Below are 26,886 nucleotides of genomic sequence, written 5' to 3'. Positions count from 1 at the left end.
GAGCAGATAGCCTCGTCGCATGCGCATGAGCCAGTTGTTCCTCCGTACCCTGCGCGACGACCCCGCCGATGCCGAGGTGCCCAGCCACAAGCTGCTGGTGCGCGCCGGGTACGTGCGTCGCGTCGCCCCCGGCATCTACTCCTGGCTGCCGCTGGGACTGCGGGTGCTGGCCAAGGTCGAGGCGATCGTGCGCGAGGAGATGGCGTCGATCGGCGGCCAGGAGGTGCGCTTCCCGGCGCTGCTGCCGCGCGAGCCGTACGACCAGACCGACCGGTGGACCGAGTACGGCCCCAACCTGTTCCGGCTGCAGGACCGACGCGGCAACGACATGCTGCTCGGGCCCACGCACGAGGAGATGTTCACCCTGCTGGTGAAGGACACGTACTCCTCGTACAAGGACCTTCCCGCGATCCTCTACCAGGTCCAGACGAAGTACCGCGACGAGGCGCGACCCCGCGCCGGCATCCTGCGCGGGCGCGAGTTCATCATGAAGGACTCGTACTCTTTCGACGTCACCGACGAGGGCCTCGAGAAGGCGTACCAGCTGCACCGCGAGGCGTACATCCGGATCTTCGACCGGCTCGGCTTCGACTACGCGATCGTCCATGCGGACTCCGGCGCGATGGGCGGCTCGGCCAGTGAGGAGTTCCTCGTCGTCGCCGAGACCGGCGAGGACACGTTCGTGCGCTCGCCCGGCGGCTACGCGGCGAACGTCGAGGCGGTCACGACGATCGTCCCCGAGCCCCTCGACTGGAGCGACGCACCGGCCGCGCACGCCGAGCAGACCCCCGACACGCCCACGATCGAGACGCTCGTGAGCCACCTGAACGAGGCGTTCCCGCGCGACGACCGGCCGTGGCACGCCGGCGACACGCTCAAGAACGTGCTCGTCACGCTGCGCCACCCCGACGGCACGACCGAGCCACTCGCGATCGGCATCCCCGGCGACCGCGAGGTCGACGCGAAGCGCCTCGAGGTGCAGGTCGCGCCCGCCGACGTCGAGCCGTTCGTCGAGGCCGACTTCGCGAAGTTCCCCGGACTCGTGAAGGGCTACATCGGCCCCGCCGCGCTCGGGGCGGAGTCCGTCACGGGCATCCGCTACCTCGTCGATCCCCGCGTCGTGGACGGCACCCGCTGGGTCACCGGCGCGAACGTCGACGGCTCCCACGTGATCGACCTCGTGGCCGGTCGCGACTTCACCGCCGACGGCACGATCGAGGCGGCCGAGGTCCGCGCGGGCGACCCCGCGCCCGACGGCTCCGGCCCGCTCGAGCTGGCCCGCGGGATCGAGATGGGCCACATCTTCCAGCTCGGCCGCAAGTACGCCGAACGGCTCGGACTGCAGGTCCTGGACGAGAACGGCAAGCTCGTCACGGTCACGATGGGCTCCTACGGCGTCGGCATCTCGCGCGCCGTCGCGGCCGTCGTCGAGGGCTCGTTCGACGACGCCGGCATCGTGTGGCCCAAGGAGATCGCGCCGTTCGACGTCCACCTGGTCGTCGCGGGCAAGGATCCGGCCCTGTTCGAGGCGGCCGACTCGCTCGTCGCGGACCTCGAGGCCGCGGGCATCGAGGTGCTCTACGACGACCGGCCCAAGATGTCGCCCGGCGTGAAGTTCAAGGACGCCGAGCTGATCGGCGTGCCGACGATCGTCGTGGTGGGCAAGGGCCTGGTCGACGGCGTCGTGGAGGTCAAGGACCGGGCGACGGGCGAGCGCTCCGACGTCGCGCTGGCCGATCTCGTGGCGACGCTCGCGGGCTAGTCCAGGCCGGGGAAGGGCTCGGGCGTCCCCGCCCATCGCACCTGCACGAGGGCGGCGGTCCGCAGTCCTCGCACGGCACGGTCGCGGGCGGCGTCCTCGGTGACCGCGACGAGACCGACGCACGTCGCCGCGATCCGGCCCTCGACGTCGCGTGCGAGCTTCCGGGCCGCATCGACGTTCTCCGGAGCGGCGACGTCGTAGGCAGGTCGCGTCGCCACGGGCGAGCCGCCGAGCGCGGTGACGACGGCGGTGAGCCGGTCGCGCGTCGACCGGTGCGCCGACGCCTGCCGCCGGGCCGCGTCCCGCACGTCGCGCACGCGGGCGCCGACGAGCTCGTAGACCCAGATCGCCTCGTGCTCCAGCGCGAGCCAGTTCTGCGTCAGCGTGAGTTCGCTCATACCGCCGTCACCGCCTGGGTGAGTCCGGCCGACATGGAGGCCAGCACCTGGGCGAACTCCGGGGAGATCGCCGCGCGCGCATCGGCCGCGCGGTGCTTCGCCGCGTCGCGCAGCGAGGTCGCGAGATCACCGGCGACCTGCTCGGTCCCGGGGGTCGCGCCGAGCTGCTCGAGCTGTGCCGCCACGAGCGTGACGACCTCGTTCGCACTGGAACCCCGGGCGATCGAGAGCACGCGCTGCTGGTCCTCGACGACTGCCTTCAGCAGGGAGGAGTCCTCGGGGCGGGGGAGTGGCTTCGGGTCGGCGCCCACGGCGCGCAGTGCGTCGTCGAACGTCCCGGTGACGAAGAGGCCGGTCAGGGCCACCGCTCCGCCGGCTGCGGCGGTCAGGACGACGCGTCGGCTGCTCACGTGGGCAGAGTACCCATGGCCCAGACTTCGATAGGGTGGGGTCCGCACGGTTCACAACAGAAGAGGAGCACCCATGACATCCAGCGACACGAGCCGGATCGAGGAGCTCCTCACGCCCGTGACCACCTCGTTGGGGCTCGACCTCGAGAGCGTCGAGCTGCGGGGCAAGAAGGAGCGCCGCCTCCTCGTCGCCGTCGACGCCGACGGCGGCATCGGCATCGACGAGATCGCGAAGGCGACCCGCGCCATCTCGGTGGTGCTCGACGAGTCCGACGTGATGGGCCAGGACCCCTACACCCTCGAGGTCGCCTCGCGGGGTGTCGACCGGCCGCTCACGGAGGTGCGCCACTGGCGCCGCAACGCCGGGCGCGTCGTGGCGGTCGACCTCGTCGACGGCGAGCGCTTCGAGGCGCGGGTCGGCGACAGCGACGACACCGGCGTCGACCTGCTGGTCAAGGGCGATGCCACGCGTTTCCCCTACGACGAGATCGACAAGGCCGTCGTGCAGATCGAGCTGAACCGGAAGGACGTCTGATGGACATCGACATGAGCGCCCTGAGGCTGCTGGAGCGCGAGAAGGGGATCAGCGTCGACGTCGTCGTCGACGCGATCGAGACCGCGCTGCTGTCGGCCTATCACAAGACGGCCGGCGCCCAGCAGAACGCGCGCGTCGAACTGGACCGCAAGAGCGGCCATGTCACGGTGTGGGCCCGCGAACGGCTCGCCGACAAGACGCAGCCGGCCGGCGAGGACGACGAGCCCGCCGCGCCCGTGCCGACGTGGACCGAGGAGTTCGACGACACGCCCGAGGACTTCGGCCGGTTCGCCGCGACGGTCGCACGTCAGCTGATCATGCAGCGCATCCGCGATGCCGAGGACGAGCAGAAGTTCGGCGAGTTCTCCGGCCGGGTGGGCGACATCGTGTCCGGTGTCATCCAGCAGGGCCGGTCGCCCGGCGACGTCCTGATCGACATCGGCTCGATCGAGGCGGTGCTGCCGGCGACCGAGCGCGTCCCCGAGGAGCGGTACGCGCACGGCGAGCGGCTCAAGGCGTACGTCTACGAGGTCGAGCGCGGCCTGCGCGGCCCGCGGGTCAAGGTCTCGCGCACGCACCCGAACCTCGTGAAGCTGCTGTTCGCGCTCGAGTCGCCCGAGATCGCCGACGGCACGGTCGAGATCGCCGCGATCGCCCGCGAGGCCGGTCACCGCACGAAGATCGCGGTCAAGGCCAACACGCAGGGCGTCAACGCCAAGGGCGCGTGCATCGGCCCGATGGGCCAGCGCGTCCGCGCCGTGATGCACGAGCTGCACGGCGAGAAGATCGACATCGTCGACTTCAGCGAGGTGCCCGCCGAGTTCATCGCCTTCGCGCTGTCGCCCGCCCAGGTCAAGGGCGTGACGATCGTCGACGAGATGGCGCGCTCGGCGCGCGTCGTCGTGCCGGACTTCCAGTTGTCGCTCGCGATCGGCAAGGAGGGCCAGAATGCCCGGCTCGCCGCGAAGCTGACCGGCTGGCGCATCGACATCCGGCCTGACACGGCACCCGTCCCCGGGACCGCCGGGGGTGGCGATTCGTCGTCATCACGTGCGAGCGGCTAGACTTGACGATGGTGATCCGCACGTGCGTCGGTTGTCGGCAGCGTGTGGACAAGACCACTCTGGTGAGGGTCGTCGCCGGCCGGGACGAAGCGGGTTGGACCGTGGACCCCGACCTCGACGGTTCCCGACCGGGCCGCGGAGCGCACCTGCACCCCACGGAACGGTGCCTGAAGCTCGCTCTCGACCGGCGGGCGTTCGTCAGGGCCCTTCGTCTCGAAGGACCCGTCAGGACGGACGCCGTCGCCTCGTGGGTCCGGGCCAAGGCCGACCAGAGCGCCTGACCATCGTGGGACGCTCCACTGAATCTCAGTGGGGGCCCACCGACACGAAATCGGAGCACACGCTCATGAGCATTCGATGAAGACGTCGAAATGAGCCTGTACGTCAATTCGTGATCCTTGCCTCCTTCAGGGCGGGATCACCCTGAAGGAGAACAGTGGCTGTCAGAGTCCATGAGCTCGCCAAAGAGCTCGGTGTTGAGAGCAAGGTCGTCCTGTCCACGTTGAAGGACATGGGCGAGTACGTGAAGTCCGCGTCCTCGACCGTCGAGGCCCCCGTCGTGCGCCGCCTCAAGGAGGAGCACGGCGCCCGCCTGGTCGAGATGGGTGCGAAGAAGGGCGCCAAGAAGGCCCCCGCCGCGAAGCCCGGGCCTGCGCCGGCCGCCGAGAAGGTGGCGCCGGTCGAGGCCCCCGTCGCCGAGGCCCCCGCCCCGGTCGTCGAGGCCCCCGCGCCCGTCGTCGAGGCCCCCGCCCCGGTCGTCGAGACCCCCGCCGCCGCCGAGGCCCCCGCGCCGCAGGCACCTGCCGCGGAGGCCCCCGCAGCGTCGGCCGGACCCCGTCCGGGTCCGGCGCCGACGCGTACCCCCGGTCCGCGTCCCGCGGCTCCGGCTCCGGCGCCCCGTCCGGGCCAGGCCGGTGGCCTGCCCACCAGTGGCGGCGCCCGTCCCGGCCCGCGTCCCGGTGGCGCACGTCCGGGCAACAACCCCTTCTCGTCGAAGCAGGGCATGCAGCAGGACCGTCCGCCGCGTCCGCCGGCCGGGCGTGAGGGCGGAGCCCCGGCTCGCCCGGGCATGCCCCGTCCGAACCCCGCGATGATGCCCAAGCAGTCGTCGATCGGTCCGGCGCGTCAGGCCGGAAGCGCCCGCCAGGGTGGCGGCGCTCGGCCGGCTCCCGGCGGTCGTCCCGGTGCCGGTGCGGGTCGTCCCGGCGGCGCCGGTGGCGGCGCGGGTCGTCCCGGTGGCGGCGGCTTCAGCGGTCCTCCCGCGGGCGGTCGTCCCGGTGGACCCGGTCGCAACCAGCGTGGTGGCACCCAGGGCGCGTTCGGTCGCGCCGGGGGACCGGTGCGCCGTGGCCGCAAGTCCAAGCGCGCGAAGCGCCAGGAATTCGACCAGATGCAGGCGCCGGCGATCGGCGGCGTGCGGGTCAAGAAGGGCAACGGCGAGATCGTGCGCATGGCGCGCGGCGCCTCGCTGACCGACTTCGCCGAGAAGATCGGCGTGGACGCGGCATCGCTCGTGCAGGTGCTGTTCCACCTCGGTGAGATGGTCACGGCCACGCAGTCGGTCAACGACGAGACGCTGCAGATCCTCGGCGAGGAGCTGAACTACGACGTCCAGGTCGTCTCGCCCGAGGACGAGGACCGCGAGCTGCTCGAGTCGTTCTCGCTGGAGTTCGGCGAGGACGAGGGCGACGAGGCCGATCTCGAGGCCCGTCCGCCGGTCGTCACCGTCATGGGTCACGTCGACCACGGCAAGACGAAGCTGCTCGACGCGCTGCGCAACGCCAACGTCGTGGCCAAGGAGGCCGGTGGCATCACGCAGTCCATCGGTGCCTACCAGGTCACGACCGAGGTCGACGGCAACGAGCGCGCGATCACCTTCATCGACACCCCGGGCCACGAGGCGTTCACCGCCATGCGTGCCCGTGGTGCCCAGGCGACCGACATCGCGATCCTGGTCGTCGCGGCCGACGACGGCGTCATGCCGCAGACGGTCGAGGCGCTCAACCACGCGAAGGCGGCCGGTGTGCCGATCGTCGTGGCGGTCAACAAGGTCGACAAGCCCGGCGCCGACCCGTCCAAGGTGCGCGGTCAGCTCACCGAGTACGGCCTCGTTCCCGAGGAGTACGGCGGAGAGTCGATGTTCATCGACGTGTCGGCCAAGGCCGGCACCGGTCTGGAGGACCTGCTCGAGGCGATCGTGCTGACGGCTGACGCGTCCCTGGACCTTCGGGCCAACCCGACCCAGAACGCCGAGGGCCTCGCGATCGAGGCGCACCTCGACCGTGGCCGTGGTCCGGTCGCGACCGTCCTGGTCCAGCGCGGCACGCTGCGCGTCGGCGACTCGCTCGTGGCGGGACCGGCCTTCGGCCGCGTCCGCGCCATGCTCGACGAGCACGGCCAGAACATCGACGAGGCGACCCCGTCGCGTCCCGCCCTCGTGCTCGGCCTCACGGCCGTGCCCGGAGCCGGCGACAACTTCATGGTCGTCGAGGACGATCGGATCGCTCGCCAGATCGCCGAGAAGCGCGAGGCGCGCGAGCGCAATGCGATGCTCGCGAAGCGTTCGGGCCGCCGCACCCTCGAGGACTTCATGTCCTCGATGGAGAAGGGCGAGACCGACGAGCTGCTGTTGATCCTCAAGGGCGACGGCTCCGGTTCGGTCGAGGCCCTCGAGGACTCGCTGGCCGGTATCGAGGTCGGCGACGAGGTCGCGCTGCGGGTCATCGACCGTGGTGTCGGTGCCATCACCGAGACCGACGTCAACCTCGCCGCGGCGTCCAACGCGGTCATCATCGGCTACAACGTCCGGCCCCAGGGCAAGGCGACGGAGCTGGCCGACCGCGAGGGTGTCGAGATCCGCTACTACTCGGTGATCTACCAGGCCATCGAGGAGATCGAGGCAGCGCTCAAGGGCATGCTCAAGCCGATCTACGAGGAGAAGACGCTCGGCCAGGCCGAGATCCGCGACATCTTCCGCTCGAGCAAGGTCAAGGGCGGCAACATCGCGGGCTGTATGGTCATCGACGGCGTCATCCGGCGCAACGCGAAGGTGCGGGTCATCCGCGACAGCGCGGTCGTGGCCGACAACCTCGATGTGGCGTCGCTGCGTCGCGAGAAGGACGACGCGTCCGAGGTCCGCGAGGGCTTCGAGTGCGGCATCGTCCTGACCTACAGCGACATCAAGGTCGGCGACATCATCGAGGCCTTCGAGCTCGTCGAGAAGAAGCGGGACTGACCCATGGCGGGCCCACGTCACGCCCAGAAGTCGGACCGGATCAAGGACATCGTCGCGGCGATGCTCGAGCGGCGGGTCAAGGACCCCCGCTTGGGCTTCGTCACGATCACGGACGTGCGGCTGACCGGCGACGGTCAGCACGCGTCGGTGTTCTACACGGTCCTGGGAGATGAGCAGGCCCGGGCGGACACGGCGGCGGCGCTCACGAGCGCCACCGGCCTGATCCGCTCCGAGGTCGGCAAGCTGCTCGGGGTGCGGCACACGCCGTCGATCGAGTTCTTCCTCGACTCGGTGCCCGAGACGGCCCGCGAGCTGGAGGACCTGCTGGCGAAGGCCCGCGAGTCCGACGCCCGGGTGGCCGAGCAGGCACAGGGTGCGCAGTACGCCGGCGACGCCGATCCGTACAAGAAGCACGAAGATGAGGACGACTCCGCTGAATGACCAGCCGCCCGCGGGCCTGGTGATCCTGGACAAGCCGAGCGACTGGACGTCGCACGACGTGGTCGCCAGGGTCCGACGGCTCGCGGGCACCCGCAAGGTCGGTCACGCGGGCACGCTCGATCCCATGGCGACGGGCGTGCTCGTCGTCGGGGTCAACCGGGCGACCCGTCTGCTCGGGCACCTGTCCGGTGCCGACAAGGAGTACCTCGCGACGATCGCGCTGGGCGCCACGACCGTCACCGACGACGCCCAGGGCGACGTCACGCACGTCTCGGACGCGTCGGCCGTGTCGGACGCGTCCGTGCGAGCCGCCATGATGCCGTTGACCGGCCACATCGAACAGGTCCCGTCGGCCGTCTCGGCGATCAAGGTCGACGGCAAGCGGTCCTACGCGCGGGTGCGGTCCGGCGAGGAGGTCATCCTCAACGCACGCCCCGTCGAGGTCTCCACCTTCGAGCTGCTCGCGTTCCGGCCCGGGGAGCGAGCCGAGGCGGACGTCCGCGTTGTGTGCTCGAGCGGCACGTACGTGCGCGCCCTGGCCCGCGACCTCGGTGCCGCCCTCGGCGTCGGTGGCCACCTCACGGCGCTGCGGCGCACGCGCGTCGGCGGCTTCGGCCTCGATGTCGCGCGCACACTCGACCAGCTGGCGGCCGAATTCACGATGGTGGACATCGACGACGCCGCCCGCGCCTCGTTCACGTCGGTCGACCTCGGTCCGCAGGACGCGCAGGCGGTGCGCTTCGGACGCGCCCTCCCGGGCCTCACGCTCGACGCGGCCGGGCCGGTCGCGCTGTTCGATCCCGACGGTCGGTTCCTCGCGCTCTACGAGGCCGCCGGCCCCGGCGCGCGCCCGGTCGCCGTCTTCGTCTGACACGCCCTAGGCTGAGGGCCATGCCCACCGCGAGACCCTGGCCGCACCACCTCCTGCGCCGCACGGTTCTCGCCGGACTCGTCGCCCCCGTCCTGGCGGCGTTCTCGCTGATGACCGCCAGCAAGGTCCGCAAGATCCTGCGTGGCAAGGGCACCCCACCGCTGCCGCGGATCGAGGCGGAGCACTTCACGATCGGCGGCGGCAACGAGGTGCAGGTCTACGTCTCGGGTGAGGCGCTCTTCGACGACATGCTCGCGGCGATCGCCGGAGCCCGGCGGCGCGTGCTGCTCGAGTCGTACATCGTCAAGGACGACCCGATGGGCCGGCGGTTCAAGCGGGCCCTGCGCGAGGCCGCGGATCGTGGCGTCGAGGTCTGCGTCGTCTACGACGGCTTCGCCAACCTCGTCGTGCGACCGAGCTTCTTCAGGTTCGCGCCCGGGATCCGCGTGATGCGGTACCCGATCCGGCCGCGCAGCTGGGCGTTCTTCAGCCCGCGCTCGTGGGGGCGGGACCACCGCAAGATCCTCGTGGTCGACGACATGATCGGGTTCGTCGGTGGCTACAACATCGGCAGCCTGTACGCCACGGAGTGGCGCGACACCCACGTCGCGGTCACCGGCCCGGCCGTGTGGGACCTGGAGAACGCGTTCGTCGACTTCTGGAACGCGGTCCGGCCCGAGGACGACCTCAAGCCCCTCGCGGAGTCGACGTGGGATCCGTACGTGCGCGCGCACCGCAACGTGCCGCGCCAGTTGATCTACCCGATCCGCGGGATGTACCTCGAGGCGATCGACCGGGCGACGTCGACGATCGAGATCACGCAGGCGTACTTCATCCCCGACCGCAACATCCTCGAGGCGCTCATCGACGCCAGCCGCCGCGGCGTGCGCGTCCGGATCCTCGTGCCGCGGGTGTCGAACCACGTCGTGGCGGACTTCGTCGCGCGCGGCTACTTCGGCCGGCTGCTCGACGCGGGGGTCGAGATCCTGCGGTACTCCGACCACATGGTGCACGCCAAGACGATGACGATCGACGGTGAATGGTCCACGATCGGCACCGCCAACATCGACCGGCTGAGCCTGACCGGCAACTACGAGATCAACCTCGAGGTCCTCGACGAGGGTCTGGCCGAGGGGATGAGCCGGATCTTCGCCCGCGATGCCGAGCGCGCGAAGCCCCTCGACCAGCAGACGTGGGGCTCCCGGCCGACGATCTCGCGGGTCTATGAGCGGATCCTGCAGGTCTGGCGGCCGTTGGTCTGAGCGGGCGGTCGTCCATGAGAGCACTCTCATCGACGGCTCACGTCGGTCTCATCGACAGACGGGACGCTGGGATCCACCGATCGAGGAGGATTCCCCATGAGCTCCAACTTCCGCAGTGGACTCGTCGCCCTGGGCGGAACGGTCGCTCTGACCGTGGGAGGCCTCGCCGTCGCGCACGCGGCCGTGGGCGGCGCGGAGCCGGTCTCGGCCGCGGCTGCCGTGAGTGGGGCGCAGAACGATCCCACGTCCGCCCCGACGACCATCCCGACGACGGCCGCGACGACCGTCCCCACCTCCGTCCCCACGACCGAGCCGACGACGACCCCGACCACGGAGCCCACCGTCACGCCCACGACCGCGCCGACGACGAAGCCCACCGTCACGCCCACGACCGCGCCGACGACGAAGCCCACCGTCAAGCCCACGGACGCGAAGTGCGGCGGCAAGAAGGTGGGTCACGCCCATCGTCACGGCGCGAGGAAGCACGATGACCGACGCGCGCATCGCGGCGGCCATCACCACCGGCACGGGCACCACGCCCACCGCGCCGGTCGTCACTGCACGCGATAGCCGATGCCGCGCACCGTGGTGATCAGGTCGGCGCCGAGCTTCTTGCGCAGGTAGCCGACGTAGACGTCGACGACGTTGGAGCCCGGATCGAAGTCGTAGCCCCACACGAGCGACAGCAGCTGCTCGCGCGAGAGCACCTGTCCGCGATGGCGCAGCAGCACCTCCGCCAGGGCGAACTCGCGGGCCGAGAGCTCGACCTCGCGGTCGTCGGCGTAGGCGCGGCGACCCTGCAGGTCCAGGCGCACCGGCCCGGCCGTCAGCTCGTCGTCGACCGCCGTCGGTGACGACGCAGTGCGCAGGCGCAACCGGATGCGGGCGACGAGTTCGGCGAACCGGAACGGCTTGGTCATGTGGTCGGCGGCGCCGCCCTCGAGCGCCGCGACGGTGTCGGACACCGAGTCGCGAGCGGTGAGCACGATCACCGGCAGCTCCGGACGGGTCTCGCGCAGCGTCCGCAGCACCGTGAAGCCGTCCGTGCCCGGCAGGCCGAGGTCGAGCACGACGAGGTCGAACTCGCCGCCGCGCGCCAGGTCGAGTCCGATGGTGCCGTCGCCGGCGACGGTCGGGGTGAACCCCTCGGAGCGCAGGCCCTTCGCGATGAACGCGGCGATCCGCTCCTCGTCCTCGACCACCAGCACGCGGTTCATGTGCTCGCTCCTTCCCGGGGCAGGCGCATCCTGAAGACGGCGCCGGTGCCGGACGACGGGTCCTCGACTCCCACCTTCCCACCATGGGCGACCGCGATCGCCCGCACGATCGACAGGCCGAGGCCGGAGCTCGAGCTGTGCTCCCCGGTCGTGAACCGCTCGAAGATCTCCTCGCGGTCCTGCGTGGGGACGCCCGGGCCCGTGTCGGCCACCCAGAACTCGACGGTGTCGCCCGAGCGCCTGCTGCCGAGCGTGATCGTCGTGCCCGAGCGGGTGTGACGCACGGCGTTGTCGGCCAGCTGGAGGACCGCCTGGGTCACGCGCTGGCCGTCGAGGTCGGCGGTCCCGGTGGCCTCGAGTGCCGATCGCCAGTCCCGGTCGGCGAGGGCCACACACCGGGCCCAGATGCCGTCCCCGAGCGCGGCGAGGTCCGTCTCGCGGCGATGGATGAAGTCGGGGCGACGCGCCTTCGCCAGGATGAGCAGCTCGTCGACGAGTCGTGACATCCGGTCGATCTCGTCGAGCAGGAGTGCGCGGGTGCCGGCGACGTCCTCCGGATCGCGCGCATCCATCACCTCGAGGTGCCCGCGCAGGACCGTGAGCGGCGTGCGCAGCTCGTGGCCCGCGTCGTCGAGGGTCTGGCGCTGACTCGTGAACGCGTCCTCGAGCCGGTCGAGCATCTCGTTGAAGGTCACCTGCAGGTCGGTGAGGTCGTCGTGCCCGGTCACCTCGATGCGTTCGTCGAGCGAGCCGGCGCTGATCGCCCGGGCGGTGTCCCGCAGGCGGGTGACCGGGCGCAGCAGGCGACCGGCCAACCAGCGGGAGACCGCGACGACGATGACGAGCGCGAGCGCGGCGGTGAGGGCGTACGTCGTCAGCAGGTCGCGCAGGGCGGCATGGGCCGCGGAGCGGTTCCGGGTGACGACGAGGGCCGCGTTCCGGTCGTCCTCGATGACCGGCAGCACGCCGATGCGGTAGGCGTGCCCGTCGACCGTGAGGTCGGTGATCCCGCCGTTCGAGCGCAGGCCGTCGACCGTCCGGGCGAGGGTGGCCGAGTCGAGCAGGCCGGACTCGGGCTGACCGACGTAGCTGGGGTCGCCCTGCGTGGGGAACATCCACAGCACCTCGCCGATCGCCGGGACGCTCTGGGCGAGGAACGTGTCCAGTCGCACGTCCGCGTCATCGCCGCCGATCTTGCGGAACTCCGCCATCTCGGTGCGGATGGAGTCGTCGATGGCCTGGTCGATGCGGCGGCTCTCGACGATCCACATCGCCACCCCGGTGCCGACGAGGGCTGCCGTGACGAGCCCGGCCACGGCGATCGCGATGCGATCGCGTACCGAGGGCCGGGGGCGTCTCACCGGTCGCGTCGACGATCGTCGTCGCGCCGGTCGTCGTCGTGACGATGACGGTGACGGTGATCGTGCTCATGGCCGTCGACGGGGGTGGCGCGCACGGGGCGCGCGCGGTATCGCGGGGACGTCGTCGGCTCGGTCGGCGAAGTGGCCTTGTCGTCGCCGGTCTCGCGCGGCGCCGGCGAGGTGGCGGGCGTCGGGGTCGTCCGCGCGGCACGTGGCGCCACCGGCGGTGCCGTCGCGGCGGTGGTGGCGGCCGGCTCCGGCGTCGCGATGCTCGTGTCCTCGGCGGACGACCTCGGGGAGATCACGACGGGCGTCACGGACCCGCCGCCGACAGGCTCCGGCGTGAGGCGGTCGACCAGCACCGCGCCGAGCGCGACCAGCACCGCACCGACGGCGATTCCGCCGAGCAGCTCACGGGAGACCATGCCCTCCATGGTGACGCGTCCGACGAAACCGCGCATGAGCGGGGGATGAGAGTCTCCCCGGCCGGCTCAGCTCGGTCGATCGGCGAACAGCTCGGTCTCGTCGGGAGCGGCGAGGGTCAGCACGGCGTCCTCGATCAGCTCGTCGGTCTCCAGCTCCGCCTCGAGCCGTCGAAGCCGCCGGGCGAGATCGGTCTCGCGGTCGTCGCCGGTGAGGTCGACGGCGGCGACGAGGAAGACACGCCGCGGGCCGACGAACTCGATGTGCAGGTAGGTGAGCCGCTCGACCTCCGGATGCGCCAGCACCTTCTCGATGAACTGCTCGCGGACGCCGGGCACGACGGCGTCGCCGAGCAGGTAGTCCATGTTGCGGCTGATCAGGAACATCGCGACCGCGCCGAGCAGCAGGCCGATCGCGATCGACCCGAGCGCGTCCCAGATCGCGTCGCCCGTGATCTCGTGCAAGGCGATGCCGCCAGCCGCGAACACGAGACCGACGAGGGCGGAGAGGTCCTCGAAGAACACGGCCCGCAAGGTCGAGTCGGACGTGCGGTTGACGAACTGGATCGGGCGGAGATGGAATCGCGCGGCCTGCGCCCGGACCTGGCGACGGGCCTGCAGGAACGACGTCCCCTCGAGCGCGAACGAGACGGCGAGCACGAGGTAGTTGACGAGGTACTCGGGCTCCTCCGTCGAGCCGTGACCCTGCAGTTCGTCCCACACCTGCGCCCCGCCGTGCCACAGCGACACGACCGAGCCGGCGACGAACAGCCCGAACGCGGCGATCAGCGACCACAGGTAGGTGGCCCGGCCGTAGCCGCGCGGGTGCGACGGGTCGCGCGGGCGGGAGCCGCGACGTTCGGCGATGACGAGGGCGACCTCGTTGCCGGTGTCGGCCCACGAGTGCGCCGCCTCGGCGACCATCGACGCCGAGCCGGTCAGCGCCGCGGCGATGCTCTTGGCACACGCGATCAACGCGTTGGCGACGAGTGCCACGAGCACGGTCAGCATGCGACCAGTCTGGACCATCCGTGCCCGGGTCAGCGGAACGCGGGCGCGCGCGGGGGAGGGTCGGCCGCGCCCTTGCGCAGCATCGGCAGGACGCGGGCCGGCACGAGCTCGGACAACACGATCACACTGCTCGTGCGGGCGACCGATCCGGAGCCGCTGATGTGCAGGAGGGTGTCCTTGAGGTCCTCATGGGACGTCGCCGCGATCTTGCAGACGATGTCCGCATCGCCACTCGTGATGAAGGCCTCGAGCACGTTCGGCAGTGACTCGAGCTCCTCCGTCACGGCGTCGATCGAGCCCTGCACGATCTGCAACGTGACGAAGGCCTGGACCGGGTGACCGGCCGCAGCGAGGTCGATGTCGGGCCCGTAGCCGGTGATGACTCCGGTCGCCTCCAGCTTGCGCAGGCGCGACTGGACCGTCGCGCGGGCCACGCCGAGGAGGCGCGACAGCTCGAGGTCGCCGACCCGCGGGTGCGTGTGCATCGCCTCGATGAGGGCGACGTCCAAACGATCCACCATGCGCTCAGCCTAGCAATCTGACCAGTCCGTAGCCGGTCTGACTGGTCGTACTGTCGTTCCTGATCACCTCGAAATGGACCGGTTGCACAGATCGAGGGAAAGGCGTGTGCTGGGTCACATGACCCTCGATCTGACGGACGCCGAACGCCTCGCGCACCTCGACCTCGACCAGTTGCAGCAGTTGGTCGGCCTCGTCGAGCACGACCCCACGACCGACCCGTTCCCGGTCACCGGCTGGGACGCCATCGTGTGGAACGTCGGCAACGCGACGCAGTCCGCCCACTTCTTCATGTCCGCCTACGGCATGGACCTCGTCGCGTACTCCGGACCCGAGACGGGCAACCGCGACCACCACGCGTACGTCCTCGCGAGCGGTGCCGTGCGGTTCGTGCTCAAGGGCGGGGTCGCCCTGCACAGTGCGGTGCTGGACCACCACCGCCGGCACGGCGACGGCATCGTCGACATCGCGCTCGAGGTGCCCGACGTCGACGCCTGCGTGCGCCACGCGCGCGAGCAGGGCGCCACGATCCTCGCCGAACCCCACGACGTCACCGACGAGCACGGCACGGTGCGGATGGCGGCGATCGGCGCGTACGGCGAGACCCGGCACACGCTCGTGGACCGGAGCCGGTACTCGGGCCCCTACCTGCCCGGCTACGTCGAGCGCCGGTCCACCATGAGGCGGCCGGCCGGCGCCCCGGAGCGCATCTTCGAGGCGCTCGACCACGTCGTGGGCAACGTCGAGCTCGGCCGGATGGACGAATGGGTCGACTTCTACAACCGGGTCATGGGCTTCACGAACATGGCCGAGTTCGTCGGCGACGACATCGCGACCGAGTACAGCGCCCTGATGAGCAAGGTCGTGGCGAGCGGCAACCACCGGGTCAAGTTCCCGCTCAACGAGCCGGCGGTCGGCAAGAAGAAGTCCCAGATCGACGAGTACCTGGAGTTCTACGACGGTCCGGGGGCACAGCACCTCGCTCTCGCGACCCAGGACATCCTGGCGACGGTCGATGCGCTGCGCGATGCCGGCATCGAGTTCCTGGCCACGCCCGACTCGTACTACACCGATCCCGAGCTTCGCGAGCGCATCGGCGAGGTCCGGGTGCCGATCGAGGAGCTGCAGCGTCGCGGGATCCTCGTGGACCGCGACGAGGACGGGTACCTGCTGCAGATCTTCACGAAGCCGGTCGGTGACCGGCCCACCGTGTTCTTCGAGCTGATCGAGCGGCACGGGTCGCTCGGCTTCGGCAAGGGGAACTTCCAGGCGCTGTTCGAGGCGATCGAGCGCGAGCAGGCACGCCGTGGAAACTTCTAGGACGGGGAGCTCCTGATGGCGCACTACCGCAGGTCCGGGGAGGTGCCGCCCAAGCGGCACACGCAGCATCGCGCCGCCGACGGCTCGCTGTACCGCGAGGAGCTGATGGGCGAGGAGGGCTTCAGCTCCGACTCGTCGCTGCTGTACCACGTGGGCGTCCCGTCGGCGATCGTCGAGGCGCGGTCGTGGGCGCTGCCCGATCAGTCGACGACCCCCAACGAGCCCCTGCTGCCGCGCCACCTGCGGCTGCACGACCTGTTCGACGACGCCGAACGGGACCTCGTGACGGGCCGCCGGCTCGTGCTGGGGAACGGTGACGTGCGGATCTCGTACGCCGTGGGGGCCCGGACCTCGCCGCTGTACCGCAACGCCACAGGCGACGAGTGCGTGTTCGTCGAGGCCGGCAGGGGAGTGCTCGAGACGGTGTTCGGGCACCTGCCGTTCGGGCCGGGCGACTACCTCGTCATTCCCCGGGCCACGACCCACCGGTGGGTGCCGGACGGGGACGTCCGCGCCTACTGCATCGAGGCGAACAGCCACATCGGCCCGCCCAAGCGCTACCTGTCGCGGTTCGGGCAGCTGCTGGAGCACGCGCCGTACTGCGAGCGTGACCTGCGCGGTCCGGGCGATCCCGAGGTGCGCGACGAGACCGACGTCGAGGTGTACGTGAAGCATCGCGGGTCCGGACCGGCAGGCCTGTCGGGCACGGTCCACGTCGTGCCACGGCATCCGTTCGACGTCGTCGGCTGGGACGGCTGCCTCTACCCGTACGCGTTCAACGTCGCCGACTTCGAGCCGATCACGGGCCGCGTGCACCAGCCGCCACCGGTGCACCAGGTCTTCGAGGGCAACAACTTCGTCGTGTGCAACTTCGTGCCGCGCAAGGTCGACTACCACCCGCTCTCGATCCCGGTGCCGTACTACCACTCGAACGTCGACTCCGACGAGATCATGTTCTACGTCGACGGCGACTACGAGGCGCGCAAGGGCTCCGGCATCGCGAAGGGCTCGATCTCGGTCCACCCGGGCGGGCACTCGCACGGTCCGGTGCCGGCGGCGATCGAGGCGAGTCTCGGCGCCGAACGCTTCGACGAGCTCGCGGTCATGGTCGACACGTTCCGTCCGCTCGAGCTCGGCGAGGGCGGGCGAGCCGTCGACGACGGCGTCTACCACCTGTCGTGGGGGCGCGGATGACGTTCGAGCGGTTCTTCGACGACGCGGCGATCTTCCCGCCGGGCAACGCGCCGCTCGACGTCGCACTCAAGGCGCACCTGGCTCGACGGGCCGCGCCCGAGGGCGCCCTCGTCGGCCCGTTCGTGTGCGACGAGGCGCGCTGGCCCGACCTGCTCGCGTTGCTCGACGAGCCGCTGGACGTCGCCGTCGTGCGCGGTTCGACGGAGGTGTGGGGCCGCAGCGACGACCTGCCCGAGGAGCCGACGGTGGTCGAACGCGCGTGGGGTGAGGGGTTCGACGTCCCGACCGGGGCGATCCTCAAGCTGCGGTGCGGCGGGGCGTACGTGCCCAGTGCGGCGGAGGTGTCCGCGGCCGTCGTCCACTGCGTCGCGCACGACCAACCGTTCAAGCTGACGGCGGGGCTGCACGCCGCCGTCGCGCACGACGGCGCACACGGGTTCGTCAACGTCATGGCCGCCGTCGTCGCCGCGACCCGGGGCCAGGACCCCCGGCCCGTGCTCGACGCCACCGCGGACGAGATGGATCTCGCGTCACTCGGCGAGGCACGCCGGCTCTTCCGCTCCGTCGGGACGTGCGGCATCGACGAGTCGCTCGCGGACCTGCGGGCGCTGGGGCTGATCACATGACCGACTTCGACGCGACCACGCTGCCGTACTGCAGCTTCACCGCCCCCGACCTCGACGGGCCGCGCGTCGGCGTGGGCGTGGGGACGGGCGTCGTCGACGTCACGGCGCTGCGCCCCGACCTGTTCGCGGCCGGCTCGCTCGACGCACTGCTGGCTGCCGGACCCGAGACGTGGGAGGAGGCGCGCGCCGCGGTCGGCGCCCACGTCGAGGGCGGCCCGCGGGCGCGCCCCACCACGGAGGTGACGCTCGTGCTACCGTTCGCGGTCGCGGACTACGTCGACTTCTACGCCTCGCGCAACCACGCGACGAACATCGGCCGGATCTTCCGCCCCGACGGTGATCCGCTCACCCCGAACTGGGACCACCTGCCCATCGGCTACCACGGGCGCGCCGGCACGGTCGTCGTCTCGGGAACGCCCGTGCGGCGCCCGTCGGGCCAGACCCGGGCGGCGGACGGGACGATCGGGTTCGGGCCGAGCGCGCGGTTGGACATCGAGGCCGAGATCGGCTTCGTCGTCGGCGCCGGCTCGCAACTCGGCCACCCCGTGGCCGCCGAGGAGTTCGCGCAGCACGTGTTCGGCGTGTGCGTCGTCAACGACTGGTCCGCCCGCGACATCCAGGCCTGGGAGTACGTGCCGCTCGGGCCGTTCCTGGGCAAGTCGTTCGCGACGTCGATCTCCCCGTGGATCGTGCCGTGGGCGGCGCTCGCCGACGCGCGGATCGAGCCCCCGGAGCCGCACGCCGAACTCCAGGACTACCTGCGTCCGGCGGGTCACGGACTCGACCTCGGGCTGACCGTCGCGATCAACGGCTCGGTCGTCTCCCGACCGCCCTATGCGTCGATGGCGTGGACCCCGGCGCAGATGCTGGCCCACCTGACCGTCAACGGTGCGTCGCTGCGGCCGGGGGACCTGTTCGCCTCGGGCACGGTCAGCGGACCCGAGCGGGACGAGGTCGGCTCACTCATCGAGCTGACCTGGAACGGTGCCGAGCCGGTGACGCTCGGCGACGGCAGCACGCGGACGTTCCTCGAGGACGGCGACCGGGTGACCATCTCGGCCGTGGCCCGGACCCGTGACGGCAGGGAGCTGCCGCTCGGCGAGGTCGACGGTGTCATCGAGACATAGGAGCAGGGACATGTTCGAAGAGGGTCAGTACTTCGCGCCGATCACGAAGAAGTCCGACGGCAGCGTGTCGGTCGAGTTGGGCCAGGGGCACCCGGGGCTCGAGGACCCGGTCTACCGGGAGCGCCGCGACCGCATCGCCACGGCGGCGGCGCGGTGGCATCCGGGCGAGCCGCCGCCGGTCATCGACTACACCGACGAGGAGCACGAGGTCTGGCGCGTCGTGTGCGCCGACCTGCGTGAGAAGCACCGGACCCACGCGTGCCGTGAGTTCCTCGACGGCAAGGAGGCCTTCGGCCTGCCCGACGACCACGTGCCGCAGCTCGCCGAGCTCACCGAGCGGCTCGCGTCGCTCACGGGCTTCGCCTACCAGCCGGCCGCCGGTCTGGTGCCGCTGCGCGAGTTCTACGGCGCGCTCGCCGACCGCGGGTTCTGGGCGACGCAGTACGTCCGCCACCACTCGGTGCCGCTCTACACGCCCGAGCCCGACGTGCTGCACGAGGTCGTCGGCCACGGCAACACGCTCGCGGACCGGCGCTTCACGGACCTGTACGAGGCGGCCGGGGCAGCGGCGCGACGCGTGGAGACCGACGAGGCGTTGGAGTTCGTCAGCAAGACGTTCTGGTTCACCCTCGAGTTCGGGGTGGTCCACGAGCCCGACGGACTGAAGGCGTACGGCGCCGGCATCCTGTCGAGCCCGGGGGAGATCGAGGAGTTCGCCCACATGACGATCCGCCCGCTCGACATCGTCGACATGGGCACCACCGACTACGACATCACGCACTACCAGGAAGTCCTGTTCGCGGCGTCGTCGTTCGGCCAGATCACCGACGTGGTCGGGGGCTTCTGGGACACCTGCACGGACGATTCGATCGGCGCGCTGCGAGGCGCTGCGTGAGGAGTGGCTAGAGTGACGCCGTGGCGATCTGGAAGTCCGTGGAGGGAGCACCCGGCATCCCGGTCGGCGAACCGTCTGCGGTGACGATCGGCAACTTCGACGGCGTCCATCGCGGTCACCAGGCCCTGCTCGCCGCGACGCGCGAGGCCGCCCGCGGTGTCGCGACGGTCGCGGTGACGTTCGACCCGCATCCCGTCGCGATCTTCGCGCCCGAGCGCGCGCCCCGTCGGCTCACGAGTCTCGAGCGGCGGATCGAGCTGCTGCACGCCCACGGCGCCGACCATGTGCGCGTGCTCGACTTCACCCCCGAGATGGCCGCGTGGAGCCCCGAGGACTTCGTCCGGGCCGTCGTCCTGGACCAGTGCGACGCCCGCGTCGTGGTCGTCGGACACGGGTTCCGGTTCGGCAGCAAGGCGTCCGGCTCGATCGACACCCTGACCGAGGTGGGGGAGCGCCAAGGCTTCGTCGCCGCCGAGTTCGCCCTGGCCGGCGACGGCGTGGCGTTCTCCTCCACGCGGGTGCGGGCCGCCATCGCGGCCGGCGACGTCGAGCAGGCCGCCGCGATCCTGGGCCGTCCTCACGAGGTCGAGGGCATCGTCGTGCCGGGGGACCGGCGTGGTCGCGAACTGGGCTTCCCGACCGCGAACGTCCCGGTGGACGGCTCGTCCGTCGTGCCCGCGGACGGCGTCTACGCGACGCGCGTGCTCCTGCCGGACGGCTCGCGACTGCCGGCAGCGACCTCCGTGGGCACGAATCCGACCTTCGAGGGCGTCACCGGCCGCCGGGTCGAGTCCTACGTGCTCGACCGCGACGACCTCGAGCTCTACGACCACCGGATCCGGGTCGAGTTCGTGGCCCGATTGCGGGACATGACGGCGTTCGACTCGGTCGACGCGCTGCTCGAGCAGATGCACCGCGACGTGCGCGCCGCACGGGCCGCCCTCGATTAGGACCGCGTGGGTCGGCGCTGATAAACTGATGGTTGCCGTCGAACGGCCACGGATCGAGAGTGCCCCGGTGAACAGGCCCGGGCGCGCCGTGCAACGGAACTCCAAGGAGAAACGTGTCGAAGAAGACTGCTGCCCCCACGGTGGCTGACCTGTCGAAGTCCGAGATCATCGCGCAGTACGCCACCAGCGAGGGCGACACCGGATCCCCGGAGGTCCAGATCGCGCTGCTTACCGGCCGCATCGCGCACCTGACCGAGCACCTCAAGGAGCACAAGCACGACCACCACAGCCGTCGTGGTCTGCTCCTGCTGGTCGGCCAGCGTCGTCGGCTGCTGAACTACCTGCAGAACAACGACATCGAGCGCTACCGCTCGCTCATCGAGCGCCTCGGTCTGCGCCGCTGACTTGATCGGGCGGTCATCCTCCATGGATGACCGCCCGTTCTCTCGTCCGGGCCTGGTTCCGGACGCGCACAACTCCATATCCACGACACCGACGAGGTCGGCCCCGGCTCGGTCCTCGGTAGTGGCTCCCGGACCGCAGAGCGGCCCGAGGGCCTCGATCGAAGACCGGCGCCCCATACGGGGTTCTGTGCCGCCTCGTCCGAAGAAGCAGGGCACCGCCCTGCGGAAGGGACGTCCATGTCCGACACCATCCACTCCGTCGAGACCGTCATCGACAACGGTCGCTTCGGCACCCGCACGGTTCGCTTCGAGACCGGCCTGCTGGCCCGTCAGGCGGCCGGCTCCGTCGCCGCCTACCTCGACGAGGACACCATGCTGCTCTCGGCCACCACGGCCGGCAAGCAGCCCAAGGATCACTTCGACTTCTTCCCGCTGACGGTCGACGTCGAGGAGCGCATGTACGCCGCGGGTCGCATCCCGGGCTCGTTCTTCCGTCGCGAGGGCCGCCCGAGCGAGGACGCGATCCTCACGTGCCGCCTGATCGACCGCCCGCTGCGCCCGACCTTCAAGAAGGGCCTGCGCAACGAGGTCCAGGTCGTCATCACGGTCCTGGCGCTCAACCCCGACACCCCGTACGACGTGCTCGCGATCAACGCCGCCTCGGCGTCCACGCAGATCTCGGGCCTGCCGTTCAGCGGCCCGGTCGGCGCCACCCGCGTCGCCCTCATCGATGGCCAGTGGGTCGCGTTCCCGACGCACAGCCAGCTCGAGGAGGCCGTGTTCGACATGGTCGTCGCGGGCCGTGTCGCCGGCGACGACGTCGCGATCATGATGGTCGAGGCCGAGTCCACCGAGTCGACCTGGGACCTCGTCCAGTCCGGCGTCCAGGCGCCCACCGAGGAGATCGTCGCCGGTGGCCTCGAGGCCGCCAAGGCGTACATCCGCCAGCTGTGCGACGCGCAGGCCGAGCTTGCCGCCTCCGCGGCCAAGCCCGTCCAGGACTTCCCGGTCTTCCTCGACTACGAGGACGATGCGTACGACGCCGTCAAGGAGATCGCCTCGGGCGACCTGGCGCAGGCTCTCACGATCCTGAGCAAGGCCGAGCGTGAGGACCGCGAGTCCGAGATCAAGGCGAACGTCATCGACCAGCTCGGTGCGCGCTTCGAGGGCCGCGAGAAGGAGCTCGGCGCCGCGCTGCGCTCGCTGACCAAGTCGCTCATGCGCGAGCGCGTCCTGCGCGACCAGATCCGCATCGACGGCCGTGGGCTCGCGGACATCCGCGCCCTGTCCGCCGAGGTCGGCGTCATCCCGCGCGTGCACGGTTCGGCGCTGTTCCAGCGTGGCGAGACCCAGATCCTGGGTGTCACGACGCTGAACATGCTCGACCTGGAGCAGAAGCTCGACACGCTCTCGCCCGAGACCACGCGTCGCTACATGCACAACTACAACTTCCCGCCGTTCTCCACCGGTGAGACGGGCCGCGTCGGCTCGCCGAAGCGTCGCGAGATCGGTCACGGCGCGCTCGCCGGTCGGGCCCTGCTGCCCGTCCTGCCGACGCGCGAGGAGTTCCCGTACGCGATCCGTCAGGTCTCCGAGGCGCTCAGCTCGAACGGCTCGACGTCGATGGGCTCGGTCTGCGCCTCGACGCTGGGTCTGCTGAACGCGGGCGTGCCGCTGCGCGCCCCGGTCGCGGGCATCGCGATGGGCCTGATCTCCGGTGAGGTCGACGGCGAGCAGAAGTTCGTCACGCTGACCGACATCCTCGGTGCCGAGGACGCCTACGGCGACATGGACTTCAAGGTCGCCGGAACGCGCGAGTTCGTCACGGCCCTGCAGCTGGACACCAAGCTCGACGGCATCCCCGCCGACGTGCTGGCCGGTGCCCTGCAGCAGGCCCACGATGCGCGCCAGACGATCCTCGACGTCATGGCCGAGGCGATCAGCGAGCCCGACGAGATGAGCCCGTACGCCCCGCGGATCATCACGGTGAAGATCCCGGTCGACAAGATCGGCGAGGTCATTGGCCCCAAGGGCAAGATGATCAACCAGATCCAGGACGACACCGGCGCGAAGATCTCGATCGACGACGACGGCACGGTCTACATCGGCGCCGAGGGTGGCGACGCGGCCGAGGCGGCCCGTTCGGCCGTCAACGCGATCGCCAACCCGACGATGCCCGAGGTCGGCGAGCGCTACCTCGGCACGGTCGTCAAGACGGTCGACTTCGGCGCGTTCGTCTCGCTGGCCCCCGGCCGCGACGGCCTGCTGCACATCAGCAAGCTGCGTGAGCTCAACGGTGGCCAGCGCGTCAACAACGTCGAGGACGTCGTCAAGGTCGGCGACAAGATCCAGGTCCAGATCGCCGAGCTCGGTGATCGCGGCAAGATCTCGCTGACCGCCGTCACGGAGAAGGACGAGGCGGCCCCCGCCGAGGAGTCCGTCGACGCCTGATCCCGCGATCACGACCGAAGCCCCGCGCCCTTGGTGCGGGGCTTCGTCGTTCCCCGGTGGACGGACCACGTGGTCACGGCCTGAGCGCCTACAGCTCCTCGCGGGTCAGGTCGTAGGTGATCGTGAATTCGTACGAGTCGCCGTGGAATCCACCCGGATCGGCGAGCCACGTCGTGGAGCCGACGAGTCGCTTGGGGCTCGGGTCGGTGTCGTTCAGGGGCCGGTCCGAACTGGTGCCACTCGCGCCCGGGGTGAAGCCGAGGATCCCCTCGTTGATCTTGTAGGGACCCTCCCAGCCGCGGCACAGGTACTGGCCGGGGATCTCCACGTTGGCGGACCCCGGGTGCACGTACGTGCCGTCGGGACCGTCCCGCAGCCCGACCGCGTAGCCGCCGACGAAGTTCAGGTCTCCCGAGTTGCCAGCTCGTGATTCCTGCCCCTCGAGGACCTGCGCGGCGTAGTAGGGCCCGGCCTCGTCCGGAGGTGGGGAGCACCACCCGTAGGACCTGGACGTGACGGAGTAGGAGACGTTCGCCGAGTAGTACGTCCAGGACCTGGGGTCGACGTACTCCGAGGTGGGCTTCAGCGCCGTGTAGGAGCCGCTTGCCACACCGTCCCAGGCGTACGGAGTGCCAGGGGTGGAGGTGGTGGCCGAGGTGGAGACGTCGATCGATCCCCGCCACGGTCCGAAGCACGTGTCGGGCGTGAACGGGAGCTTGATCCGGCCGAACTCGCGGTCGTGGATGGTGCCGGTGTGCGACGCCTCCTTCTCGAACGACAGGATCTCCAGTCCCGCGTTCAGCGAGTACGCGAGTCGGCCGCTGACCACGATCGAGCACTCCGGGTAGGTCCACGTGGCCCGGAGGCTGGTCGGCAGGCCGACGGCCAGTTCTCCGTGGTCGTAGAACTCCAACTCCGCCTCGGGCTCGATGCCGACCTCTGCCTCCAAGGAGGCCTCGGCCCGCGTGACCTCCACCGTCGGGGATGCGGCGTCGGTGTCGGTGATGAGCCCGTCGTCGAGATCGATGCCGATCGTGGCCGAGGCGCTCTGGTGCCCTTCGACGGTCGCGGCGCCCGAGACGGCTCCCGATGCCCACGCGTCGACCTCGAGGCCGGGTTGGATGACGACGGGAACCGGTCCGATCGTGAACACGATGGTCGCGAACGACACCTCGGCGAGATCGTCGAACCGCTCGGACCAGGAGGCGGCCGCCTCGGCGGCGAGCGAGGCGTCCAGCGCCTCGACCAGCTCGAGCGTCGCGTGTCCGTCCACGCCTCGCCATCCGACGTCGATGTCGATGTCGCCGTCCACGGTCAGCGACGCCGAGCCCGCGAGTGTCGCGGCCGCCGTGTCGCCGCCGACCTCTCGTTCCCAGTCGAACGTGACGGTGTGCGGATCGAGCAGTCCTGACGGCTGCACACGCGTCGCGCGGTGGACCGCAGGCCCGTCGGGCGTCGGCACGAAGTCGAACGAGCGACTGAGCGATCCACGACGAACCGCCTCGGTCAGCGAGGCGTCGCGGGTCGCCAGCGTCGTGGTGCCGTCGCCGTTGTCGGTGCCGTCCGTGACCCGCACGAGGAACCCCTGCGGGTTGGCGGACGTGGGACCCGAGGCGAGCACGGCGCCGACGGGCGGCTTCTTCGCCGTCGGGACGGTCAGCTCACCGGAACCCGCGTCGCGGGTGCCGTACGCCGCCTCGGAGGTCACGACGCGGGTGTCGGGGTCGATCAGGCTCGTGCCGGTGGTCCAGCCGCTGATCGCGAGAGCGACCTTCGCGCTCGTGCTGCCGAGGTTGCGCACGGCGATCGTGCCGTTCGCCGCGATCGGCACCCACCAGGTCGACTGGTCGGGCCGCTGCCTCAGCGGTCGCAGGGCGGCGGTCGTCGAGCCGACGCCGATCGTGGCCGCGGATGCCGTCGTGGACGCGGTCGCCGTGACCAGGACGGCCGTCGGGGGAGTCGCGCCCGTGAGCGTCGGCACCCCGGCGCGCCCGGCCACGACGACCGTGGTCGTTGCGCGCACTCGCAGGGGCACCGTGGCCAATGCCCGGGCGGACTGCGGCGTGGTCCACTCGCCGGCAGCTCCGGGTTCCGCCGTGACAGCGTTCGCTGCCGAGATCCACGCGGTCACGGTCGCGCGGATCGATGCCGGCGCGGCCCCGTTGACGACGCGGAACCGGCCTTTTGCGTCCAGCGGCACGATAGTCGTGACTTGCGTGGTCCGCCTCGGGACGGTCGTGAGCACGGGTGTCCCCGAGCCCCTCGCCACGGTGGTGACCCCGATCGTCGAGACCTTGGACGAGCCGGTTGCGGTCAGCGTCACGACGGCGCCGGCGACGCCCGTCGGGGGAACGGAGCCTCCGCGCGCCGTGACCCACGAGGACCTCCCGGCCCTCAGGTTCCCGGCGGACCCGAGCACGGACTTCGGGGAGATCGTCTTCACCGTCCCCGTCCTGCCGGCGGACGCCGGTGTGGTCAGGTTCCAGGCGACGGCACGGACTCGCACCGCGACCGCGCCCCTGCCCGCACGCAGTGTGATCCTGCCCGGGCGGACGTACATCGTGCGGACGGACCGGGCGCGGCGGGCGAGCGTGAGCGTGGTCGTCGCGCCTGGAGCCGACACGGTGACGCTCGTGGCCGTGCGGTTCCTTTTCGCGGCCGTGGCGTCCACGGTGATCCAGATCCCGGCGGCGCCCGTCCGGGGGATGCCCCCGTGACCGGCCAGGCCCAGCGACGTCGAGCGACGCGCCTTCAGCGACGTGGAGACGACGGTCCCCGGCGTGCGGGGGACCGTCACCGTCCCACCCGGGGTCGTCGCGCGCCGGGTGGCCGAGACGGCCGGCGCGGACTGCGTCGCGGCGACCACCGCGGCGACCGAGACGCTGCGGGCCGTCGTCGTGTCCGGCAGGCCGAGGAAGACGTCGCGGGTGTCCGCCGGGACGGTCACCGCGGTCTGGGTCTGCAGCCCGGTCACCCAGGCCCGGTACGAGGTCGCGCCGTCGACGGCCGGCCAGCTCGCTCGCAGGCCGAGGATGTCCGACACGACGGACACCGACGAGGGCGCGGACGTGGAGGCCGAGGCGGCGGTCGGCGTCATGGGCAGCAAGCCTGCGGCGATCGCGCTCGCGACGGTGACCCCGGTGGCGATGCGGTGGAACATGGCGGCCTCCGGCGCGAGTACTCCATCCCGATTCCGTGAAGGTAGCAGCGGGAATCGAGAAACGGTCTGGAATCGCAGAACGAAAGGGTCCGTGCGACCCACCCGGCGCATACGTCACTCGAGCGACGAACCGACCCGAGATGGAACATTTTGGGAGCGCTCCCAAATTTCTCTTGACTTCTGGCTGTGATGCGCGCCACACTCATGGGAGCGCTCCCATGGACGGGTGGGAGACCGACGAAAGGCACGAC

Annotated in this window: 25 protein-coding genes; 17 read left to right on the top strand and 8 right to left on the bottom strand. The window is 70.9% G+C overall.

The window, feature by feature from the left end; translation table 11 throughout:
- Positions 1-25 precede the first annotated feature (25 nt).
- Entirely contained in the window at positions 26-1,762 is a 1,737-nt protein-coding gene (locus ACT26F_RS07150; protein WP_471669821.1) for a proline--tRNA ligase, read from the top strand.
- Here the strand turns inward: ACT26F_RS07150 and ACT26F_RS07145 are convergent.
- Both ACT26F_RS07145 and ACT26F_RS07140 read right to left on the bottom strand, forming a co-directional pair.
- Positions 1,759-2,160 carry a DUF4439 domain-containing protein gene (locus tag ACT26F_RS07145; protein WP_471669820.1) on the bottom strand — a complete coding sequence of 134 codons (402 nt, stop codon included), beginning with the start codon at positions 2,158-2,160 and terminating at the stop codon, positions 1,759-1,761. The two genes, ACT26F_RS07150 and ACT26F_RS07145, sit on opposite strands and share 4 nt — an antisense overlap.
- Complete coding sequence (locus ACT26F_RS07140; protein WP_471669819.1) at positions 2,157-2,570, bottom strand: hypothetical protein; 414 nt, start codon at positions 2,568-2,570, stop codon at positions 2,157-2,159. Before ACT26F_RS07140 ends, ACT26F_RS07145 begins: the two co-directional genes overlap by 4 nt.
- 73 nt (positions 2,571-2,643) lie before the next feature.
- Between ACT26F_RS07140 and rimP the strand changes: the two genes are divergently transcribed.
- The 8 genes from rimP to ACT26F_RS07100 all read left to right on the top strand — a co-directional run bounded on the left by rimP (position 2,644) and on the right by ACT26F_RS07100 (position 10,548).
- The gene (gene rimP / locus ACT26F_RS07135) at positions 2,644-3,105 is read left to right on the top strand and encodes a ribosome maturation factor RimP (RefSeq protein ID WP_471669818.1); all 462 of its coding nucleotides are present in this window, start codon (positions 2,644-2,646) and stop codon (positions 3,103-3,105) included.
- Positions 3,105-4,169, top strand: a complete 1,065-nt coding sequence (gene nusA / locus ACT26F_RS07130) for a transcription termination factor NusA (protein ID WP_471669817.1) — start codon at positions 3,105-3,107, stop codon at positions 4,167-4,169. The genes rimP and nusA overlap by 1 nt, the downstream gene beginning before the upstream one ends.
- An 8-nt stretch (positions 4,170-4,177) precedes the next feature.
- Positions 4,178-4,450 (top strand): YlxR family protein, encoded by a 273-nt coding sequence (locus tag ACT26F_RS07125; protein ID WP_471669816.1) that lies wholly within the window; start codon positions 4,178-4,180, stop codon positions 4,448-4,450.
- Positions 4,451-4,605: 155 nt separating this feature from the next.
- The gene (infB, locus tag ACT26F_RS07120) at positions 4,606-7,404 is read left to right on the top strand and encodes a translation initiation factor IF-2 (protein WP_471669815.1); all 2,799 of its coding nucleotides are present in this window, start codon (positions 4,606-4,608) and stop codon (positions 7,402-7,404) included.
- A 3-nt stretch (positions 7,405-7,407) separates the two neighbouring features.
- On the top strand, positions 7,408-7,845 hold the full coding sequence (rbfA, locus tag ACT26F_RS07115) for a 30S ribosome-binding factor RbfA (protein ID WP_471669814.1): 438 nt from the start codon (positions 7,408-7,410) through the stop codon (positions 7,843-7,845).
- Positions 7,823-8,716, top strand: a complete 894-nt coding sequence (gene truB, locus ACT26F_RS07110) for a tRNA pseudouridine(55) synthase TruB (protein WP_471669813.1) — start codon at positions 7,823-7,825, stop codon at positions 8,714-8,716. The genes rbfA and truB overlap by 23 nt, the downstream gene beginning before the upstream one ends.
- A gap of 20 nt (positions 8,717-8,736) precedes the next feature.
- Entirely contained in the window at positions 8,737-9,978 is a 1,242-nt protein-coding gene (locus tag ACT26F_RS07105; protein ID WP_471669812.1) for a phospholipase D-like domain-containing protein, read from the top strand.
- Positions 9,979-10,074: 96 nt separating this feature from the next.
- Complete coding sequence (locus ACT26F_RS07100; protein WP_471669810.1) at positions 10,075-10,548, top strand: hypothetical protein; 474 nt, start codon at positions 10,075-10,077, stop codon at positions 10,546-10,548.
- Here ACT26F_RS07100 and ACT26F_RS07095 read toward each other — a convergent pair.
- Genes ACT26F_RS07095 through ACT26F_RS07075 form a run of 5 tightly spaced genes read right to left on the bottom strand, consistent with a single transcriptional unit; the run spans position 10,533 to position 14,510 of the window.
- A complete protein-coding gene (locus tag ACT26F_RS07095; protein ID WP_471669809.1) occupies positions 10,533-11,195 on the bottom strand; it encodes a response regulator transcription factor in 663 nt (220 codons plus the stop codon). The two genes, ACT26F_RS07100 and ACT26F_RS07095, sit on opposite strands and share 16 nt — an antisense overlap.
- Complete coding sequence (locus tag ACT26F_RS07090) at positions 11,192-12,556, bottom strand: ATP-binding protein (protein ID WP_471669808.1); 1,365 nt, start codon at positions 12,554-12,556, stop codon at positions 11,192-11,194. Before ACT26F_RS07090 ends, ACT26F_RS07095 begins: the two co-directional genes overlap by 4 nt.
- Positions 12,553-13,017, bottom strand: coding sequence for a hypothetical protein (locus ACT26F_RS07085; protein ID WP_471669807.1), 465 nt, complete (start codon positions 13,015-13,017; stop codon positions 12,553-12,555). The genes ACT26F_RS07090 and ACT26F_RS07085 overlap by 4 nt, the downstream gene beginning before the upstream one ends.
- Before the next feature lie 30 nt (positions 13,018-13,047).
- Positions 13,048-13,989 carry a cation diffusion facilitator family transporter gene (locus ACT26F_RS07080; protein WP_471669806.1) on the bottom strand — a complete coding sequence of 314 codons (942 nt, stop codon included), beginning with the start codon at positions 13,987-13,989 and terminating at the stop codon, positions 13,048-13,050.
- 29 nt (positions 13,990-14,018) lie between these two features.
- Positions 14,019-14,510 carry an Lrp/AsnC family transcriptional regulator gene (locus ACT26F_RS07075; RefSeq protein WP_471669805.1) on the bottom strand — a complete coding sequence of 164 codons (492 nt, stop codon included), beginning with the start codon at positions 14,508-14,510 and terminating at the stop codon, positions 14,019-14,021.
- Between the two features lie 118 nt (positions 14,511-14,628).
- Between ACT26F_RS07075 and hppD the strand changes: the two genes are divergently transcribed.
- The 8 genes from hppD (at position 14,629) to ACT26F_RS07035 (ending at position 23,475) form a co-directional block, all read left to right on the top strand.
- On the top strand, positions 14,629-15,828 hold the full coding sequence (gene hppD / locus ACT26F_RS07070; RefSeq protein WP_471669804.1) for a 4-hydroxyphenylpyruvate dioxygenase: 1,200 nt from the start codon (positions 14,629-14,631) through the stop codon (positions 15,826-15,828).
- 15 nt (positions 15,829-15,843) lie between these two features.
- The gene (locus ACT26F_RS07065; RefSeq protein ID WP_471669803.1) at positions 15,844-17,022 is read left to right on the top strand and encodes a cupin domain-containing protein; all 1,179 of its coding nucleotides are present in this window, start codon (positions 15,844-15,846) and stop codon (positions 17,020-17,022) included.
- Positions 17,019-17,648 (top strand): hypothetical protein, encoded by a 630-nt coding sequence (locus ACT26F_RS07060; RefSeq protein ID WP_471669802.1) that lies wholly within the window; start codon positions 17,019-17,021, stop codon positions 17,646-17,648. Before ACT26F_RS07065 ends, ACT26F_RS07060 begins: the two co-directional genes overlap by 4 nt.
- On the top strand, positions 17,645-18,775 hold the full coding sequence (locus ACT26F_RS07055) for a fumarylacetoacetate hydrolase family protein (RefSeq protein WP_471669801.1): 1,131 nt from the start codon (positions 17,645-17,647) through the stop codon (positions 18,773-18,775). Before ACT26F_RS07060 ends, ACT26F_RS07055 begins: the two co-directional genes overlap by 4 nt.
- 10 nt (positions 18,776-18,785) lie before the next feature.
- Positions 18,786-19,670, top strand: coding sequence for a phenylalanine 4-monooxygenase (locus tag ACT26F_RS07050; protein ID WP_471669800.1), 885 nt, complete (start codon positions 18,786-18,788; stop codon positions 19,668-19,670).
- A 20-nt stretch (positions 19,671-19,690) separates the two neighbouring features.
- Positions 19,691-20,620, top strand: a complete 930-nt coding sequence (locus ACT26F_RS07045) for a bifunctional riboflavin kinase/FAD synthetase (protein ID WP_471669799.1) — start codon at positions 19,691-19,693, stop codon at positions 20,618-20,620.
- A 140-nt stretch (positions 20,621-20,760) separates the two neighbouring features.
- On the top strand, positions 20,761-21,024 hold the full coding sequence (rpsO, locus tag ACT26F_RS07040) for a 30S ribosomal protein S15 (RefSeq protein ID WP_471671665.1): 264 nt from the start codon (positions 20,761-20,763) through the stop codon (positions 21,022-21,024).
- A 237-nt stretch (positions 21,025-21,261) separates the two neighbouring features.
- Complete coding sequence (locus ACT26F_RS07035) at positions 21,262-23,475, top strand: polyribonucleotide nucleotidyltransferase (protein ID WP_471669798.1); 2,214 nt, start codon at positions 21,262-21,264, stop codon at positions 23,473-23,475.
- Positions 23,476-23,563: 88 nt separating this feature from the next.
- Here the strand turns inward: ACT26F_RS07035 and ACT26F_RS07030 are convergent, their stop codons facing one another.
- Positions 23,564-26,635: a hypothetical protein gene (locus ACT26F_RS07030; RefSeq protein ID WP_471669797.1), complete on the bottom strand. Its 3,072-nt coding sequence runs from the start codon at positions 26,633-26,635 to the stop codon at positions 23,564-23,566.
- Positions 26,636-26,886: the final 251 nt, after the last annotated feature.

The organism is Aeromicrobium sp. SP1, assembly GCF_055663785.1.
Note: the sequence above shows the minus strand (reverse complement) of the source record. Positions and strands in the feature narration are given on the sequence as shown.

Coding starts and splice junctions, on each gene's coding strand:
- ACT26F_RS07150 (WP_471669821.1), top strand. CDS start 26: ATGAGCCAGTTGTTCCTCCGTACCCTGCGCGACGACCCCGCCGATGCC.
- ACT26F_RS07145 (WP_471669820.1), bottom strand. CDS start 2,160: ATGAGCGAACTCACGCTGACGCAGAACTGGCTCGCGCTGGAGCACGAG.
- rimP (WP_471669818.1), top strand. CDS start 2,644: ATGACATCCAGCGACACGAGCCGGATCGAGGAGCTCCTCACGCCCGTG.
- nusA (WP_471669817.1), top strand. CDS start 3,105: ATGGACATCGACATGAGCGCCCTGAGGCTGCTGGAGCGCGAGAAGGGG.
- ACT26F_RS07125 (WP_471669816.1), top strand. CDS start 4,178: ATGGTGATCCGCACGTGCGTCGGTTGTCGGCAGCGTGTGGACAAGACC.
- rbfA (WP_471669814.1), top strand. CDS start 7,408: ATGGCGGGCCCACGTCACGCCCAGAAGTCGGACCGGATCAAGGACATC.
- truB (WP_471669813.1), top strand. CDS start 7,823: ATGAGGACGACTCCGCTGAATGACCAGCCGCCCGCGGGCCTGGTGATC.
- ACT26F_RS07105 (WP_471669812.1), top strand. CDS start 8,737: ATGCCCACCGCGAGACCCTGGCCGCACCACCTCCTGCGCCGCACGGTT.
- ACT26F_RS07100 (WP_471669810.1), top strand. CDS start 10,075: ATGAGCTCCAACTTCCGCAGTGGACTCGTCGCCCTGGGCGGAACGGTC.
- ACT26F_RS07095 (WP_471669809.1), bottom strand. CDS start 11,195: ATGAACCGCGTGCTGGTGGTCGAGGACGAGGAGCGGATCGCCGCGTTC.
- ACT26F_RS07085 (WP_471669807.1), bottom strand. CDS start 13,017: ATGCGCGGTTTCGTCGGACGCGTCACCATGGAGGGCATGGTCTCCCGT.
- ACT26F_RS07080 (WP_471669806.1), bottom strand. CDS start 13,989: ATGCTGACCGTGCTCGTGGCACTCGTCGCCAACGCGTTGATCGCGTGT.
- ACT26F_RS07075 (WP_471669805.1), bottom strand. CDS start 14,510: ATGGTGGATCGTTTGGACGTCGCCCTCATCGAGGCGATGCACACGCAC.
- hppD (WP_471669804.1), top strand. CDS start 14,629: ATGACCCTCGATCTGACGGACGCCGAACGCCTCGCGCACCTCGACCTC.
- ACT26F_RS07065 (WP_471669803.1), top strand. CDS start 15,844: ATGGCGCACTACCGCAGGTCCGGGGAGGTGCCGCCCAAGCGGCACACG.
- ACT26F_RS07060 (WP_471669802.1), top strand. CDS start 17,019: ATGACGTTCGAGCGGTTCTTCGACGACGCGGCGATCTTCCCGCCGGGC.
- ACT26F_RS07055 (WP_471669801.1), top strand. CDS start 17,645: ATGACCGACTTCGACGCGACCACGCTGCCGTACTGCAGCTTCACCGCC.
- ACT26F_RS07050 (WP_471669800.1), top strand. CDS start 18,786: ATGTTCGAAGAGGGTCAGTACTTCGCGCCGATCACGAAGAAGTCCGAC.
- ACT26F_RS07035 (WP_471669798.1), top strand. CDS start 21,262: ATGTCCGACACCATCCACTCCGTCGAGACCGTCATCGACAACGGTCGC.
- ACT26F_RS07030 (WP_471669797.1), bottom strand. CDS start 26,635: ATGTTCCACCGCATCGCCACCGGGGTCACCGTCGCGAGCGCGATCGCC.